The organism is Comamonas sp. 23 (assembly GCF_049601575.1).
Classification (GTDB): Bacteria; Pseudomonadota; Gammaproteobacteria; order Burkholderiales; family Burkholderiaceae_C; genus Comamonas; species Comamonas squillarum.
Window position 1 is genome coordinate 4,396,050 of sequence record NZ_CP187127.1, and the last position, 16,105, is coordinate 4,412,154.

The window sequence follows — 16,105 nt, forward strand, 5'->3', positions numbered from 1 at the left end:
TTCTGCTCCAGAGCCTGGCAGCGATAGCAGGCACTTGCCATCACCGCACAAAACCAGCCCCTGATGGCCATCGCAGATGGTGCATCAGGGGCTGGTGACAACGCCTTCGCAGGCGCAGCATCAACGCAGATTACTGGCCAAATTTGCGCTTGGCATCGGTCACGCAGGCGTCCTTGGCATCACCGGCCATGGCATCGCAGCGCTCCTTGGCAGCCTTGTAGTCGGCTTCACGCGACTTGTCGGCAGCGTCCTTGCGCGCATCGGCCACATCCGATGGATTGGACGATGGCTTGGCGCTCACCTCAGCGACCTTGGCGGCTTCCAAAGCCTTCACATGGGCTGCCTTGGCTTCCTTCTGGCAGACGTCCTTGGTGTTGCCCGTGGCGTCGTCGCACTTTTCCTTGGCCACGTCGTACTCGGCATCTGCCTTGGCCTTGGCCAGGTCGTGGCGGTGGCTTTCGGTAGGTTCTGCACGGTGCTTCAGGTCAGCCATGGCAACCTTCTTTTGGCCATCAGCCTGCTTCTTGCAGACATCCTTGGCATTGCCCTTCATGGGCTTGCACTGGTCGCTGGCCGCCTTGTGCTCGGCTTCAATGCGGTCCTTCTCGACCTTTTGCTCGGCAGAGGTCATGGCGAAAACGCCACCGGAGAAGAAAGCGGCTGCACACAGGGCGGCGATGGTAGGTTGGAGCTTCATGGTTTTTTCCTTGGATCGTTATGGTGAAAGAGCTGACTATTTTTTGGGCCTATCAATGAAGCGCAAAAAACAGTCTCCTGGCATGTCATTCATGCAATACCGCCACAATGGCTGCGTTGCTGGCCTCAATGGCGTGAATGAATTATCAGCAGCCCCAACCGCGCAGGCTGTGGGTGGCAGGACGGACACATGGTCAGATTTCACCTACCGCCCAAACGAGCGGCTCCAAGCCGTTGGCAGCGATAGGGCGGGCGAGAAAACCCTGGCAAAATCTGCCGCTGCCCACGGCACCTCGGCACAAGGGCGTCAGGCGCTGAGAGGGTCTGCAACAGAGATGCTCCGCCTATGGAAAACACCGCAATGACTACCGAGCACCCCCTCCCCTGGGTGGCAGAACACCTGCTTGCCGCGCTGCAAGGCGAATGGCGTTTTTCCCGCAGCTTGCAAGATCTGGTGACCCGCAACCCCATTGGCACCGTGCAGGGCCAGGCGCGCTTCACGCCCGAAGGGGCGAGCGCGGCCCACTACACCGAGAGCGGCCAGATGGTGCTGCAAAGCGGCGGCTCGTTTCGCGCCAGCGGCAGCTATTTCTTCAGCCAGCAAGGGGCCCATTTGTGCATCTATTTCGATGCCCAGCAGCAGCGCCTTTTTCACCGGCTGCATCCTGCCGTCGACCAGGACGGGCAGCTGAGCGCCAGCAGCTCGCACCTGTGTATTGCGGACCGCTATGACAGCAGTTACGAGTTCCTGCGCAGCGGCGGCTTTGTCATCGAGCACCAGGTGCGTGGGCCGCACAAGTCCTACCGCAGCTATACCTTGTATGAGCGGCTGGCGGGCGCCCCGACCACCAGCAGCACAGCGATCTGAGACGTCTGGGAGGCAGCCTAGACCAGCGGATTAAAAGTCCGTTGATCCAAGAACCTGTTCAATGTCTCCTCGCGCCGCGACAGTGTCTTTGCGGGATGGGATGCGAGGGGGCGCTTAGCCGCGCAGTGCTTGCCAATAGCCCGCTATTGGCAAGCACTGCAACGCCGCAGACCGCCCCTGCCCGGGCGGCCCTAGTCGGGCACCCCTTGCCGGGCGCCCACAAAGCCACTGTCCCTACGGGTTGGAGTGAAATCGGGCGATTTCTGCGCGCTGGCTCTTGCTTGCACCCCGGTGCAAGCTGCGTTCCATCCCTTCGAACTCATCCCGATTGCACTCCAACACGGCTGCGTAGAGACTGTGAACAGGTTCTAAACACTGCCCCCTCAACAACGCATCAACTGCCCTGCTCATCCTCTGAGCTGCCTGCGCCGCCTTCCAGCACCGCCAGCAACGCCGACAGATGCGTATTGAGCGCCGCCAGGCTTGCTGCGGGCAAGGGCTGCAGCAGCGCACGTTCCTTGTCCACATGGGCGGTAACGGCGGCATCAATGAGCTTGAGGCCGGGCTTGGTCAGCTGCACCAGCATGCTGCGCGCATCTTGCGCATGGGGCACCCGCTCGATCCAGCCATTGGCTTCCAGGCGCTTGAGCCGGTGGGTCATGGTGCCCGAGGTCACCATCAAGGTGGAAAACAGCTCGGTGGGGCTGAGCCGGTAAGGCGCGCCCGAGCGCCGCAGCGCGGCCAGCATATCGAACTCCCAAAAGCTCAGGCCGAACTGCGCAAAGTTCACATCCAGACTTTGCTCGATCAGTGCGGAACAGCGCTTGATGCGGCCAATCGGACCCATCGGGCTGGCATCCAGATCGGGCCGCTCGCGCGCCCATTGCGCCAGGATCGCGTCCACGGCATCACCCGCAGAGGACAAAGGTTTTTTTAGCATTTGTCTTGATATCAAGATATTTAAAGGTTAGCATTCATTTTATCTTGATTTGAAGATAAAACCTATGCAAACCCTCCCACGCCCTTCCCGCTGGCAAGACATCGCCCTCACCGCGCTGGCCCCTATGGTCTGGGGCTCCACCTATATCGTGACCTCGGAGCTGCTGCCACCCCACCGCCCTTTCACCGCCGCGCTGATCCGGGTGCTGCCCGCTGGCCTGCTGCTGGTACTGGCCATGCGCCGGCTGCCCGCGCAGCAGCACTGGCTGCGCCTGCTGATCCTGAGTGCGCTCAATATCGGCGCCTTCCAGGCGCTGCTGTTTGTGGCGGCCTACCGTCTGCCCGGTGGCCTGGCCGCCGTGCTGGGCGCCATCCAGCCGCTGATGGTGATGGCGCTGGCCTGGTGGGCCGACGGAAAATCCCCCGCCCGCAGCACCTTGGCGGCGGCCGTGGCCGGGGTGCTGGGCATGGCGCTGCTGCTGGTATCGCCGCAAACGGTGTTCGAGCCCATCGGCATTGCCGCGGCCTTCTTGGGCGCCGCCTGCATGGCCAGCGGGGTCTGGCTCACGCGCCGTTGGCAGCTGGACTTGCCGGTGATGGCGCTCACCGGCTGGCAGCTGCTGCTGGGTGGCCTGATGCTTGCACCGCTGGCCTGGTGGCTGGATGCACCGCTGCCGTCGCTCAGCGCTGCACAAGGGCTGGCCTATGCCTATCTGTGCCTGGCAGGCGCGCTGCTGGCCTATGCGCTGTGGTTTCGCGGCATTGCACGCTTGCCCACCGTGGCCGTCGCATCGCTGGGCCTGCTCAGCCCCCTCACCGCCGTCGTGCTGGGCTGGGCGCTGCTGGGCCAATCGATGACCGGCATGGCGCTGGCCGGCCTGGTGGTGGTGCTGGTCAGCGTGCTGGCCGTGCAGTGGACGGCGGCGCCTTCTCGCTGATGCCGACCTGCCCGTTTTTTCACCCCTTAGCCACTCAACCTGACCATGACCAATCCCGTACAACAAGCCATTGAAAGCCGCGTCTCCGTCCACCGTTATGTCGATGGCCCGCCGCTCGGTGAGGCCCGCATCCAGGCCTTGATCGCACAGGCAACGCGTGCCCCGTCGCCCTATAACATGCAGAACTGGCGCTTTATCGCCGTGCGCTCTGACCGGCTTCTCAACAGACGTGAGCAGCCAAGGTGACTGGGCAAACCCCTGGAAGGTCGGAGAATCGTTGTAATAAATAACGACATCTTTTCTATGCCAGGCATGACCCTAAAAGCGCTGCGTTTGCAGCCAGCCGCCCCACAGCAACAGCGCGGTGATGCATAGCTACCTGCTTTGGGCGACGCCTACCTTGGTGGTGGCGCTGGCCATTGCCTTTCTGAAGTGGAACGCGAGCCGGGCGGCGCTGCTGGGTCTGGCGCTGACGGTGCCCATTGCGTTTTTCAGCGGACCCATTCCGTTTTCCATCGACAAGCTCGGTGAGTCGCTCATGCGGGGGGCCTGGATTGGCGGGACCATCGCGCCCTATATTCTGGGCGGCCTGCTTTTTTGGCGCGTTGCGCCCAGCAAACATGCGCTCGGCGGCGCTGAAGCTCCCTCTGCGGGTCTCGACCCCCATGCGCGCCGCAGAAGGCTTTTCTTTGCCTGCTTTTTGGTCGGCCCTTTTGCCGAGTCTGCGACTGGGTTTGGCGTCGGAATGGTGGGCACGGTGATGATGCTGCGCCACCTGGCCCTGGCGCCTCGCCACCTGATGGTGTTTGCCTTGCTCAGCCAGACCTTCATTCCCTGGGGTGCAATGAGCAGCGGCACGCTGCTGGGTGCAGCCTACCTGCGGGTGTCGCCCACGGACCTGGCCCTGTATTCAGCCGTTCCTGTCGCGACCTTGATGCTGCTGTGGCTCACCCTGTTCTGGGTCACTTTGCACCAAGGCAAAGAGCACATGTCGCTCCGCGAGTGCGCGCGGGAGTTGCTCTGGGTGGCGGCAAGCCTGGTAAGCCTCGTTGCCTGCACCTACTTGCTGGGTCCGGAGACCGCACTACTTGCCGCCTTCAGCCCGCTCATCATTCTTCGCTACCTGGTGGATGAGCGCCCCAATGGGCAGCAAGTTCGCCAACGTGCCATCGCCTGCCTGCCCTATGGTCTGATCATTGGATGGCTGGCCGCGACCAGGCTCCTACCCAGCCTCAGGGAATGCCTGTCGACGCTGCTATGGTTCCGGCCCTTTCCCGACCTGCCCACCTTGCTGCCGCTGATGCATTCCGGCCTGTGGTTCCTGGTGGCCGCGCTGTTGACGGCGGCTTTGCGCAAGCGCACGCATACGCTCAAGGCCGAGGTCGCAGCCTCCTGGTCCACCGGCAAGCAGGCTGTGTGGACAGTACTTCTCTTTGCGATGATGGCGGAAATGCTCAATAAATCGGGCATCGCCCAAGGCCTGGCCAATGGCCTCTTTGCCGCGTGGGGGCGGGATGCGGTGATGCTCACCCCTGCACTGGCTGGCGCGCTGGGCATCATTGCCAACACCGGAAACGCTGGCAACAGCCTGCTGCTGCCACCGCTGTCCACGCTCGCGTCGCAGGCCGGCATCAGCCTGCTGGCCACGGGCGCGGTGGTGCATGTGTCCGGGCTCGCGCTGGGCTTTTTCTCACCGGTGCGCATGTCGATTGCGGCCAGGCTCAGTCATGGGGCTTCAGAGGAGCGGTCGGTCTACCTGTTCCTGCTGCCGTTTGCGCTGACGGCATTCGCGGTGATGACCTGTTTTGCCTGGCTCAGTACCTGGCACAGCTAGCACCGGCCCGGTGCAGCCGTTTCAGTAGCCAGGGAGATGGGTACCGAGGCCGGCTAGCCTGGCCCCTGCCACTCGACAAATTCCACCCTTTGGGATTCACACAAGCGGTTCAGCGCAGCGACGCCCAGCACAAAGTGCGCCTCCTTCTCATGCGCAGCCAAAGCCTGGCGGTCGGTCCATGCCTCAAAGAGATAGACCAGCTCCTTGCCCACCGCCATGTCGTAGCGCAGGCAGCCAGCTTCTTGCCGGCTGGCCTGCGCCAGCGTCGTGAGCGTCGAGACGACATCCGGCAAACAGCCCGCGCGCGGCTGCAGCGTGACGATCAGGTTCAGCGGTTCCGTCAAACCAGGCCTCCTTGGGTGCGCTGAGCAAACCATGCAGGCATGTCTTAGAACCTGTTCAATGGCTCTACGCAGCCGCGTTGGAGTGCAATCGGGATGAGTTCAAAGGGCTGATCCGCCGCTTGCACCGGGGTGCAAGCAAGGGCCAGCGCGCAGAAATCGCCCGATTTCACTCCAACCCGCAGGGACAGTGGCTTTGCGCTGCCCGGGAAGGGGCGCCCGGCGAGGGCCACCCGGGCAGGGGCGGTCTGCGTCGTTGCAAATCCTCGCAATAGCTGGGCTATTGCTGCGGTATTGCGCGGCTGGGCGCCCCCCTAGCATCCCATCTCGCAAAGACACTGTCGCGACGCGAGGAGACTTTGAACAGGTTCTTACTCCACCGTGACCGACTTGGCCAGATTGCGCGGCTTGTCCACATCGGTGCCGCGTGCCACGGCCGTGTGGTAGGACAGCAGCTGCAGCGGCACCACATGCAGGATGGGGCTGAGCACGCCGTAGTGCTCTGGCATGCGGATCACGTGCATGCCTTCGGCATTCTCGATATTGGTGTGGGCATCGGCCAGCACATAGAGCACGCCGCCGCGCGCGCGCACTTCCTGCATATTGCTTTTCAGCTTTTCCAGCAGCTCGTCGTTGGGGGCGACAGTGACGACGGGCATCTCGCTGTCCACCAGCGCCAGCGGGCCGTGCTTGAGCTCGCCGGCCGGGTAGGCCTCGGCGTGGATGTAGCTGATTTCCTTGAGCTTGAGCGCGCCTTCCAGCGCGATCGGGTAGTGGATGCCACGGCCCAGGAAGAGCGCGTTTTCCTTGCGCGCAAAGTCCTCGGCCCAGCTCACCACCTGGGGTTCGAGCGCCAGCACGGCTTGCAAGGCCAGCGGCAGGTGGCGCATTTTTTCCAGGTAGGCGTCGGACTGCGCTTCGGTGATGTAGCCCTTGCTTTGTCCCAGGGCCAGCGTCAGCAGGAACAGGCCCGCCAGCTGGGTGGTAAAGGCTTTGGTTGAGGCCACGCCGATCTCCATGCCCGCACGGGTGATGTAGCTCAGCTTGCACTCGCGCACCATGGCGCTGGTGGCCACATTGCAGATGGTCAGAGTGTTGGTCATGCCCAGGCCCTGGGCATGGCGCAGTGCTGCCAGCGTATCGGCCGTCTCGCCCGATTGGCTGATGGTGACGACCAGCGCCCGGGGGTTGGGCACGCTCTTGCGGTAGCGGTATTCGCTGGCCACTTCCACATTGCAGCGGATGCCCGCCAGGCCTTCGATCCAGTACTTGGCGGTGCAGCCGCTGTAGTAGCTGGTGCCGCAGGCCAGGATCAGCACCTCGTCGATCTCCTTGAACACGCGCCAGGCGGCATCGCCCTCCACGCCATCAAACAGCTCGGGCACCACCCTTTGCACGCCTTCGAGCGTATCGGCAATCGCGCGCGGCTGCTCGAAGATCTCTTTTTGCATGTAGTGGCGGTAGGGGCCCAGCTCCACCGCGCCGCTGTGCGCATGCACGGTCTTGACGGGGCGGTCGGCCGCCTCCAGTGTCTTGCCGTTGTGGTCCACCACCCAGTAGCGGCCAATCTGCAGGTCGACCATATCGCCTTCGGCCAGGTAGACGATCTGGTCGGTCACGCCGGCCAGCGCCATTGCATCGCTGGCCAGGAAGTTCTCGTTGTTGCCCACGCCCAGGATCAGCGGCGAGCCAGCCCGGGCGCCGACCACGCGGTGGGGCTCGTCCTTGTGCATGACAGCAATCGCATAGGCGCCGCGCAGGGACTTGATGGCCTGCTGCAAGGCCGTGAACAGGTCACCGTCGTAGTGGCTGTCCACCAGGTGTGCAATCACTTCGGTATCGGTCTGGCTCAGGAACTGGTAGCCGTTGGCCTGCAGCTCGGCGCGCAGCGCTTCGTGGTTCTCGATGATGCCGTTGTGCACCAGGGCCACGCGGCCGACGGCCTGCACATCGGCCACGCCCGGGCCTGCGCTGAAATGCGGGTGGGCGTTGTGCACGGCGGGCGCACCATGCGTGGCCCAGCGCGTATGGGCGATGCCGGTGGCGCCCTGCACCTGCTCGCTGGCCACCTGCTCCATCAGTTCAGCCACGCGGGCCGTGCTGCGGGCGCGGCGCAGGCCTGCCGGCTGGCGGCCATCAAGGCTCGCCTCATGCACGGCCACGCCGCAGGAGTCATAACCGCGGTACTCCAGCCGCTGCAGACCTTGCACCAGCACCGGGACGATATTGCGCGTAGAGACTGCACCAACAATGCCGCACATAGTGTTCACTCCTTGATCAACAATGGCTGCAGTGTAGACAGGTAAGCATTTTATTTTCTTTCCATTTTTGCGAGATTTTGAAATAATATTTCTTATTAAATATCTATTGAAATAAAATTTCAAAATGAATGAGAATTTGAATGATTTCACACTGGATATCATCGACCTGCAGCTGCTCGATGCCTTGCAGAAGGATGCCTCGGTGAGCAACCACGCGCTGGCCGACAAAGTGCATGTCTCGCCCCCCACCTGCCTGCGGCGCATCAAGCGCCTGCGCGAGATGGGCCTGATCGCCGCCGAGGTGGCCCTGCTCTCACACGATGTGCTGGCCAAGGTGCAGGGCTTTGGCCTGTTCGCGCTGGTGGAGGTCAGCCTGGATCGCCAGGGCGCCGAAGAGCTCGATGCCTTTGAGGCCGCCGTGGTGCAGAACGACCAGGTGCAGCAATGCTGGCGGGTCAGCCCGGGGCCGGACTTTGTGCTGGTGGTCTACGCCCATGACATGCCCGGCTACCTGGCGCTGACGCAAAAGCTCTTCACCTCGCAGAGCAATGTGCGCAATGTAAAAACCTACTTCGCCACCAAGCGCAGCAAGTTCATCACCCGCATCCCCTTGCCCAAGGGGCCGCACCTGTCGCACCACGGCTAACACCATTACCGCGTAGTTTGCGGCTCCGGCGCCCTCTGGAGCCCTGCGATTACCCGCTTGGTAAAAACGGGCATTGCGCCACAGCCTTGCCACCCGGCCCGCTGCAGCCACGATGCATGGCCGCGATGTGCATGACCACTCTCAGGCGGTCGTTGTGGACGAAAACATTCAACAAATGTAATAAGCCCGGACTGGCTTGTCTTGGCGATAGTCCGGCCTCATACTTGCACCGTGAGTATCAAACAGTAACATTGCGAGGCCATCCTGCGCAGACTGTGACTCACTGGGTAAGAGAGGCAATACATGGTGCATATCAAAATGGACAGCACCCAGCAGCGCAGTGACTGGGGCCGCATTGTTTTCCTGGCGTCCTGTGCGCTCGCTGCCGCAGGCGCACTGTGGCAGCGCAATGCCTCCTGGCCCGTCGGGCTGGCCGTGGCGCTGCCGCTGCTGGCCTGGCCCCTGCTGGCCCGCTGGCGCACCCGGCGCACCGGTGGGTCGGACGTCAACGATGTCATCCTCAGCTTTGTCGACGGCCTGGTCATTGGCGTCTGGGTGGCGCTGGTGCATTTCCACCTGCTGACCAGTGCCATCATGCTGATGGTGCTGGTGCACTGCACCTACGCCATGCAAAGCGTTCGCCATGCCATGCTGGCCGTGGTCGGCGCCATTGCAGGCCTGGCCGTCACCGGTCTGCTCACCTCGTTCGAGGTCCAGCACCACACCAGCACCTACACCATTGTCGGCAGCCTGCTGGCCGTCGCCCTGTATTTGGCCATGCAAGGCATTGCCACCGGCCACCTGCTGCGCAGCCTGGCCCACAAAGAACAGATGCTGATGGTGATGCGCCGCGTCGATGCGATGACCGGCTTTTTTGGCCGCATGTACTGGCAGGATCTGGCGACCCGTTTGTTCGCCTATGCCAAGCAAAAAGACATTCCGGCGTTCCTGATCGTCGTGGATGTAGATAACTTCCGCGAGCTCAACAGCCGCCATGGCGAGACCGCTGGCGACGAGGTCATCATTGCCGTGGCCAACACCTTGCGCACCTGCGTGCGCCCGGGCGATGCCACCTGCCGCTTTGGCGGCGACTCGTTTGCCGTGCTGCTGTCGGGTGTGAACCTGGACATCGCCAACCAGATTGCCGACCGCATCCACAGCCAGGCGCTCAACCGCCGTCTGCGCGACTGGCCCGATGTGCAGATCAGCGTCAGCATCGGCATTGCCAGCCTGGCCAAGTACCACCAGTCGGTGGACGACTGGATTGTGCAGGCCGAAGCGGCATTGGAACAGGCCCGGGGCGCCCCGCGCATGTACGGCAGCTATGCCGAGCTGGAACCGATCTCGGCCGCGCACCTGGCTGAGCTGGCCAGCATGCCTGGCCCTGGAGCAGCCGCAGGCGCTTGACCGCAGCCCTCATCCCATAGCGCCGGGCATAGTGGATCCCGGGTCCACGCCAGACGCCTGTGCGGACATGCTCAGGCGCACTGGGGCTCAAGACTTCTTCTGTGGCCGCGCCCAATTGGCAATGCTGACCTGCTTGCCGCGCGCCACGCTCAAGGCGCCCGGCGGTGTGCTCTTGGTGATCGTGGAGCCGCCGCCCACGGTGCCGCCGGCGCCAATGGTCAGCGGCGCTACCAGCACGCAGTTGCTGCCCACATGCACATCGGCCTCGATCACGGTGCGGTGCTTGTTGGCGCCGTCATAGTTGGCGGTGATGCTGCCCGCGCCGTAGTTAACCCGCTCGCCCACCTCGGCATCACCCAGGTAGGCCAGGTGGTTGGCCTTGGCACCATCGGCCAGGCGCGAGTTCTTGACCTCGACAAAATTGCCGATGTGCACCTGCTTGCCCAGCTGGGCACCGGGGCGCAGGCGGGCAAAGGGTCCGACCAGCGCGCCCTCGCCCACCTGGGCGCCAGCAGCTTCGCCGTCGATATGCGTAAACGGGTGGATCACCGCATCGGCCGCGATCTCGGCATTGCTGATATGGCAGTAGGCGCCAATGCGCGCGCCGTCACCAATGCGCACCTGGCCGCCAAAGATGCAGCCCACATCGATCTCGACATCCTGGCCGCAGATGAGCTGCGCCTTGCCGCCGCGCGCATCGTCGCGCAGGTCAAAACGGGCCGGGTCGGCCATGCGCACACCCTGGGCCATCAGCGCCTGGGCCTGGCGCATCTGGTGGGCACGCTCCAGCTCGGCCAGCTGCTGGGGGCTGTTGATGCCGGCCACCTGCAGCACATCGGCAATGCAATGGCCTTCCACCGCCACGCCGTCGGCAACGGCCATCGCCACAACGTCGGTCAGGTAGTACTCGCCCTGGGCGTTGTGGTTGTTCAGCTGGGCCAGCCAGGGCTTGAGCCAGCGCAGCGGCACGGCCATGATGCCGCTGTAAACCTCGGTGATCGCACGCTCGTCCGCATTCGCATCCTTTTGCTCGACGATGCGCTGCACCGTGCCCTCGGCATTGCGCACAATGCGGCCGTAGCCCGTGGGGTCGGGCATGTTGACGGTGAGCAGGGCCATGCGGTCGCTGCCCGCGGCATTGAGCAGGCCTTGGAAGGTGTCCGCCTGCGTCAGCGGCACATCGCCGGACAGCACAATCGCCATGCCCTCATCGGCCAGCAACGGCACCGCCTGCTGCACCGCGTGGCCCGTGCCCAGCTGCGGCTCCTGGCGCGCAAAGGCCAGCTGGCTGATGCCGGCGCTGCTCTGGCCGATGGCCGCCTCCACCTGGTCAGCACCATGGCCGGTGATCACCACCGCCGAGCGGGCCTGCAGCTGGGCAGCGGTATCGAGCACATGCTGCAGCAGCGCGCGCCCGGCCAGCTTCTGCAACACCTTGGGGTGGCGGCTTTTCATGCGCGTGCCCTTGCCAGCGGCCATGATGATGATGTCGAGTGGAGCGGTCATGGTGAATCAGCGAGGCGGCGCCGGGCACCGCCTCTAATAGACAAAACCCTGTGATTATCGCGCGCTCTACAGGCTTTCAGCTTCCGCAGCAGCCACTGTCTTTGGGCAAAAAAACAGCCTGCGCAAGGCAGACTGTTGTGGGCAAGTGTTCGAATGAGGGACTTAGACAGCCCAGCAAACCGAAGGTTTGCGGTTGAGACGAGGCGTTCAGCCGCAGGCAGTACAAACGTACGACAAGGCTGGACAACGACGTATCAAGGGCTGTGTCAGTCACTCTATATGTTGTAGAGCATGCTGCCGTCGGTCTTACCCCATTGGAAGCGCGTGAACCAGCGTGCGGGCTGCTCATCCAGGTTGGGCTGGCCGCCCTGGTTCTTGGGGAAGTGGTAGACCAGCGCGTCCTGGCGCTTGCTCTCGATAACGACCGATTGGCCGGCTTTGAGCACGACCGTGTGACCGGCGTGCAGCACCAGGTCACCGGCTTGCAGGCTGGCTTCATTGCTCAGCCCCAGACCCAGGGTGACCCAGGCGGTGCCTTCGGAGATGCGCAGCACGACGTCGCGCTGGGGCACAAAGCTGACGGCCTTGCCGGTGGGCAGAATGCGCATCTCGGCAGCGGCCGAGGCAGCGCGGCTGGCACGCGCAGGGCGCGCAGCGATGGAGCCAGCAGACAGAACATGAGATGCAGACATTGCCATGGTGATTTCCTTTGCAGGGCCCTGGTGTCGTTGCGATCCTAGGGTTTACCCGATATGCGTATCTTGCGCCTTGGCGGCGCCTGCGTCCAATGAATAAAAGAGGGCCGATCGATGCAGCCACAGCATTAATGGTTTACCCTAGGTTTTTGGCTTTCCGCAGCTCCAAGGCCACACCAAGCCAGCGGCAGCTATCGAAGCAGGAGCATGATGGTTGGCCTGCCTCGGGGATACACCCTGGCGCAGTGTGTACTTCTTGCTACAGTGCCTCCACCATGCCAGACCTGCCTCTGCCGCCTTCCCTGCTCCGCACCCGGCCCATCGCCGTGGGCCATCTGCGTGCTTTTCTGGCGGTAGCTCGCTACCTGAACTTTCGCGCCGCCGCCGAGGAGTTGGCATTGACCCAGTCGGCCGTCAGCCGCCAGATCCAGGCGCTGGAAGACGAGGTCGGCATTGCGCTGTTTTTGCGCCATACCCGCGCGGTGGAGCTAACCAGCGCCGGCGCCCAGCTGCAGCGCGCCGTGTCGCCGGCCATCGAGCGCATCGACTCTGCCGTGCGCCTGATCCGCCAGACCAGCGGCCGCAAGAGTGTGGCCATCACCACCTGGGCCAGCTTTGCCTCGATGTGGCTGATCCCGCGCATGGAGGCCTTCCAGCGCGACAACCCCGAGATCGACATCCGCATCGATGCCACCGACAACGTGCTTGACCTCGAAACCTCGGATGTGGACCTGGCGCTGCGCTACAGCCTGCCCCAGCATGCCAGCAACGGCGCCCAGCGTTTGTTTGGCGAGCAACTGGCCGTCGTTGCCAGCCCCTGGTTGCTGCAAAGCCACCCGCGCATCCACCAGCCCGCCGATGTGGCCCGCCACACCTTGATCGAGGCAGGCGACGCCCACCGCCTGCAGCACCTGGACTGGCTGACCTGGGAGCGCTGGCTGGAGCTGCATGGCTGCGGCAATCTGCAACCCAAACGCTGGCTGTATCTGAACTACGCGCACCAGATCGCGCAGGCCGCCCTGACCGGCCAGGGCCTGGCGCTGGCACGCATGCCGCTGGTGGCTGATGCACTGGCCAATGGCGACCTGGTCGAGGTGCTGCCCGAATACCGCATGGATTCACCACTGGCCTACTGGCTGATCATTGGCCCGCGCAGCCAGCAACGCCCCGAGGTGACGGCCTTTTGCGCCTGGCTGCAGCTGCAGGCCGCCGCTACCCGCACCGCCATCGGGGATACCACCGGCAGCTGATTGCCGCTTGAATCACACGCACGCTGATACGCCTGTCCTCTCAGCCCCGGCCAATTCACTATTAGACAAGCCTGAGCCCCCTCCCTACAGTCAAAGCGGCGGCCTGCGCGCTCCACACCCGCAGGCCGCCATCGATAACGACACAAGGAGACAGCCATGTTCAACCCTCGCTTTGGCCGCCGGCAGGCGCTGGCGCTGTGTGCGGCGCTGCTCGCGGGCGCCGCCAGCCCGGCGCTGCAGGCCCAGGACTTTCCCAGCAAGCCCATCAAATTCATCGTGCCCTTTGGGCCGGGCAGCGGCACCGATACGTCGGCGCGCTACTACGCCAAAAAGCTGCAGCAGCTCAGCGGCCAGCCGGTGGTGGTGGAGAACCGGCCCGGCGGCAATGGCTTTATTGCGGTCAAGCAGGCCTTGTCTGCTCCGGCCGATGGCTACACCGTCTTTATTGGCAGCAACTCCACCTTGGCGGTGAACACGGCGCTGTTCAAGGAGCTGCCCTATGACCCGCAAAAGGACTTTGCGCCGCTGACGATGATGATGCGCGCGCCGGCCATTGTCGTGGCGCCGGGGGATGCCGATACCAAGCAGCTCAAGGATTTGGTGGCCAAGGCCCAGGCCAGCCCGGGCAAGATCAACTTTGGCGCGGGCTCGGCCGGCTACCAGCTGATGGGTGAGCTGTTCAACGATGTGGCCAAGGTGCAGACCGTGCATGTGCCCTTCAAGGGCGCGGGCGAAGTGGCCACCGCCGTGGCCGGCCACACGGTGGACTACGCCTTTGCCGAGGCCACCTCGGTGCAGGAGCTGATCAAGGCCGGGCGGCTGACGGGCCTGGCCGTCGCCTCCGACAGCCGCGTGGCCGCCCTGCCCAACGTGCCCACCGCCCGCGAAGCGGGCCTGCCGGGCATCGAGGCCTACACCTGGGTGGGCGCGATGGTCAACAGCAAGACGCCGGCGGACACCAGCGCCAAGCTGGCGGGCTGGTTCATGCAGATTGCGACCGAGCCCGAAACCCAGCAGTTCTATGCCAACCTGGGCGCCACGGCGATGAGCGGCGGCCCGGCGCAGATGCGCCAGTTCCAGGCCGATGAGATTGCGCTGTGGAAGCGCATTGCGACCCAGGCCAAGATTGAACTGCAGTAAGGCTGCAGGCCCGCCTGGTTCAAAGCGATCCAGCGCGCGGCCCGCGCACCCGTACACCCGGCTGCTCAGCGGCTGGTGCTGGTCGTCAGCCTCCCAGGGTCCAGGTCTTCCTTGCGGGCTGGCGCGTGGCAGCAGCTGTCAAAAAGAGGCGTTCAGAAAAAAGAGCCGCTCCCCAACGAAGGGGAGCGGCTCTTTGATCGATCAGCCAGCTTGGCCAGACCAGCCCGGTAAAGCCAGCTTTAGGCGGGAACGGCGGTAGCTTTAGGCCAAGGTCACGCGGGCAAACTTGCGCTTGCCCACTTGCACGACAAAGGTGCCGGCAGGCAGCTTCAGGCCCTTGTCTTCGATCACCACGCCATCCACACGCACACCGCCGCCGTCGATCAGGCGGTTGGCTTCGCTGGTCGATGGTGCCAGGTTGGCCTGCTTGAGCAGCGCGCCAATGCCCAGCGGCGCGCCGCTGAGCGCCACTTCGGGGATGTCGTCCGGAATTCCGCCCTTGCTGCGGTTGATGAAATCCTGCTCGGCCGCATCGGCTGCAGCCGCGCTGTGGAAGCGCGCAGTGATTTCCTTGGCCAGCAGCACCTTGGCGTCCTTGGGGTTGCGGCCGCCTTCGATCTCCAACTTGAGCGCGGCGATTTCGGGCAGGCCCATGAAGGACAGCAACGTGAACCAGTCCCACATCAGGTCGTCCGAGATCGACAGCACCTTGGCAAACATGGTGTTGGCGTCTTCGGTGATGCCGATGTAGTTGTTCTTGGACTTGGACATCTTGTGCACGCCGTCCAGGCCCACCAAAAGCGGCATGGTGAGCACGCACTGCGATTCCTGGCCATATTCGGCCTGCAGGTGGCGGCCCATCATCAGGTTGAACTTCTGGTCGGTGCCGCCCAGCTCCAGGTCGCTCTTGAGCGCCACCGAGTCATAGCCCTGCAGCAGCGGGTAGAGGAACTCGTGCAGGCTGATGGAGCTGCCTTCGTTGAAACGGGTGTGGAAGTCGTTGCGCTCCATCATGCGCGCCACGGTGTACTTGGCCGACAGCTCGATCATGCCGCGCGCGCCCAGCTTGTCGCACCACTCGCTGTTGTAGCGCAGCTCGGTCTTGCTCGGGTCGAGCACCTTGTAGGCCTGCTCGCGGTAGGTCTCGGCGTTCACCTGGATCTGCGCAGCCGTCAACGGCGGCCGGGTGCTGTTGCGGCCCGAGGGGTCGCCAATCAGGGTGGTGAAATCGCCGATCAGGAAGATCACGGTATGGCCCAGGTCCTGCAACTGGCGCATCTTGTTGAGCACCACGGTGTGGCCAATGTGGATGTCCGGGGCCGTGGGATCCAGGCCCAGCTTGATGCGCAGGGGCACACCCGTCGCCTCGGATTTGGCCAGTTTTTTGACCCATTCCTCCTGTGGCAGCAGCTCATCCACCCCACGCAGACTTACCTGCAAAGCCTCTTGCACACGGTCGGTAACAGGGTAAGTTGTAACAGTCGATTGATTCATATGGGGTTTCTCAGGTTGCCAGCAAAGCCGAGGGCGTTATACTGCGTCCCTTGCGTTGCAGCGTTTTATTCTAGCCGCGTCTGTCAGACG

At 63.7% G+C, this 16,105-nt stretch carries 16 protein-coding genes; 9 read left to right on the forward strand and 7 right to left on the reverse strand.

Features of this window, described 5'->3' with window-relative positions; all coding sequences use genetic code 11:
* Nucleotides 1-130 precede the first annotated feature (130 nt).
* On the reverse strand, nucleotides 131-697 hold the full coding sequence (locus tag ACPEE1_RS19845) for a hypothetical protein (RefSeq protein WP_116927732.1): 567 nt from the start codon (nucleotides 695-697) through the stop codon (nucleotides 131-133).
* Between ACPEE1_RS19845 and ACPEE1_RS19850 the strand changes: the two genes are divergently transcribed.
* Nucleotides 696-1,061, forward strand: a complete 366-nt coding sequence (locus tag ACPEE1_RS19850; protein ID WP_423934575.1) for a hypothetical protein — start codon at nucleotides 696-698, stop codon at nucleotides 1,059-1,061. The genes ACPEE1_RS19845 and ACPEE1_RS19850 overlap by 2 nt on opposite strands.
* Nucleotides 1,043-1,564 carry a DUF6314 family protein gene (locus ACPEE1_RS19855; protein WP_116927731.1) on the forward strand — a complete coding sequence of 174 codons (522 nt, stop codon included), beginning with the start codon at nucleotides 1,043-1,045 and terminating at the stop codon, nucleotides 1,562-1,564. The genes ACPEE1_RS19850 and ACPEE1_RS19855 overlap by 19 nt, the downstream gene beginning before the upstream one ends.
* Before the next feature lie 394 nt (nucleotides 1,565-1,958).
* Here ACPEE1_RS19855 and ACPEE1_RS19860 read toward each other — a convergent pair whose 3' ends face one another.
* Nucleotides 1,959-2,504 carry a MarR family winged helix-turn-helix transcriptional regulator gene (locus ACPEE1_RS19860; protein ID WP_260718848.1) on the reverse strand — a complete coding sequence of 182 codons (546 nt, stop codon included), beginning with the start codon at nucleotides 2,502-2,504 and terminating at the stop codon, nucleotides 1,959-1,961.
* Nucleotides 2,505-2,568: 64 nt separating this feature from the next.
* Between ACPEE1_RS19860 and ACPEE1_RS19865 the strand changes: the two genes are divergently transcribed.
* From ACPEE1_RS19865 to ACPEE1_RS19875, 3 genes are all read left to right on the forward strand, one after another.
* Entirely contained in the window at nucleotides 2,569-3,441 is an 873-nt protein-coding gene (locus ACPEE1_RS19865) for an EamA family transporter (RefSeq protein WP_260718847.1), read from the forward strand.
* Nucleotides 3,442-3,486: 45 nt separating this feature from the next.
* Nucleotides 3,487-3,687 (forward strand): nitroreductase family protein, encoded by a 201-nt coding sequence (locus ACPEE1_RS19870; protein WP_116927728.1) that lies wholly within the window; start codon nucleotides 3,487-3,489, stop codon nucleotides 3,685-3,687.
* Between the two features lie 121 nt (nucleotides 3,688-3,808).
* Entirely contained in the window at nucleotides 3,809-5,275 is a 1,467-nt protein-coding gene (locus ACPEE1_RS19875) for a hypothetical protein (protein ID WP_423934579.1), read from the forward strand.
* A gap of 53 nt (nucleotides 5,276-5,328) precedes the next feature.
* Here the strand turns inward: ACPEE1_RS19875 and ACPEE1_RS19880 are convergent, their stop codons facing one another.
* Both ACPEE1_RS19880 and glmS read right to left on the reverse strand, forming a co-directional pair.
* A complete protein-coding gene (locus ACPEE1_RS19880; protein ID WP_423934582.1) occupies nucleotides 5,329-5,619 on the reverse strand; it encodes a putative quinol monooxygenase in 291 nt (96 codons plus the stop codon).
* Nucleotides 5,620-5,987: 368 nt separating this feature from the next.
* Nucleotides 5,988-7,877 carry a glutamine--fructose-6-phosphate transaminase (isomerizing) gene (gene glmS, locus ACPEE1_RS19885; protein ID WP_423934584.1) on the reverse strand — a complete coding sequence of 630 codons (1,890 nt, stop codon included), beginning with the start codon at nucleotides 7,875-7,877 and terminating at the stop codon, nucleotides 5,988-5,990.
* A 136-nt stretch (nucleotides 7,878-8,013) separates the two neighbouring features.
* On the opposite strand from glmS, the gene ACPEE1_RS19890 reads away from it, so the two are divergent.
* Nucleotides 8,014-8,523: an Lrp/AsnC family transcriptional regulator gene (locus tag ACPEE1_RS19890; protein ID WP_423934587.1), complete on the forward strand. Its 510-nt coding sequence runs from the start codon at nucleotides 8,014-8,016 to the stop codon at nucleotides 8,521-8,523.
* A 303-nt stretch (nucleotides 8,524-8,826) separates the two neighbouring features.
* Nucleotides 8,827-9,930, forward strand: a complete 1,104-nt coding sequence (locus ACPEE1_RS19895; protein ID WP_182344959.1) for a GGDEF domain-containing protein — start codon at nucleotides 8,827-8,829, stop codon at nucleotides 9,928-9,930.
* Nucleotides 9,931-10,017: 87 nt separating this feature from the next.
* Here the strand turns inward: ACPEE1_RS19895 and glmU are convergent, their stop codons facing one another.
* Together glmU and ACPEE1_RS19905 are read right to left on the reverse strand one after the other, a co-directional pair.
* Complete coding sequence (gene glmU / locus ACPEE1_RS19900; protein WP_423934591.1) at nucleotides 10,018-11,436, reverse strand: bifunctional UDP-N-acetylglucosamine diphosphorylase/glucosamine-1-phosphate N-acetyltransferase GlmU; 1,419 nt, start codon at nucleotides 11,434-11,436, stop codon at nucleotides 10,018-10,020.
* Nucleotides 11,437-11,711: 275 nt separating this feature from the next.
* Complete coding sequence (locus ACPEE1_RS19905) at nucleotides 11,712-12,134, reverse strand: DUF2917 domain-containing protein (RefSeq protein WP_116927721.1); 423 nt, start codon at nucleotides 12,132-12,134, stop codon at nucleotides 11,712-11,714.
* A 272-nt stretch (nucleotides 12,135-12,406) separates the two neighbouring features.
* Between ACPEE1_RS19905 and ACPEE1_RS19910 the strand changes: the two genes are divergently transcribed.
* Nucleotides 12,407-13,381 (forward strand): LysR substrate-binding domain-containing protein, encoded by a 975-nt coding sequence (locus ACPEE1_RS19910; protein ID WP_260718843.1) that lies wholly within the window; start codon nucleotides 12,407-12,409, stop codon nucleotides 13,379-13,381.
* A gap of 156 nt (nucleotides 13,382-13,537) precedes the next feature.
* Complete coding sequence (locus ACPEE1_RS19915) at nucleotides 13,538-14,521, forward strand: Bug family tripartite tricarboxylate transporter substrate binding protein (protein ID WP_260718842.1); 984 nt, start codon at nucleotides 13,538-13,540, stop codon at nucleotides 14,519-14,521.
* 261 nt (nucleotides 14,522-14,782) lie between these two features.
* On the opposite strand, the gene tyrS is transcribed toward ACPEE1_RS19915, so the two are convergent.
* On the reverse strand, nucleotides 14,783-16,015 hold the full coding sequence (gene tyrS / locus ACPEE1_RS19920) for a tyrosine--tRNA ligase (protein WP_116927718.1): 1,233 nt from the start codon (nucleotides 16,013-16,015) through the stop codon (nucleotides 14,783-14,785).
* Between the last annotated feature and the right edge of the window lie 90 nt (nucleotides 16,016-16,105).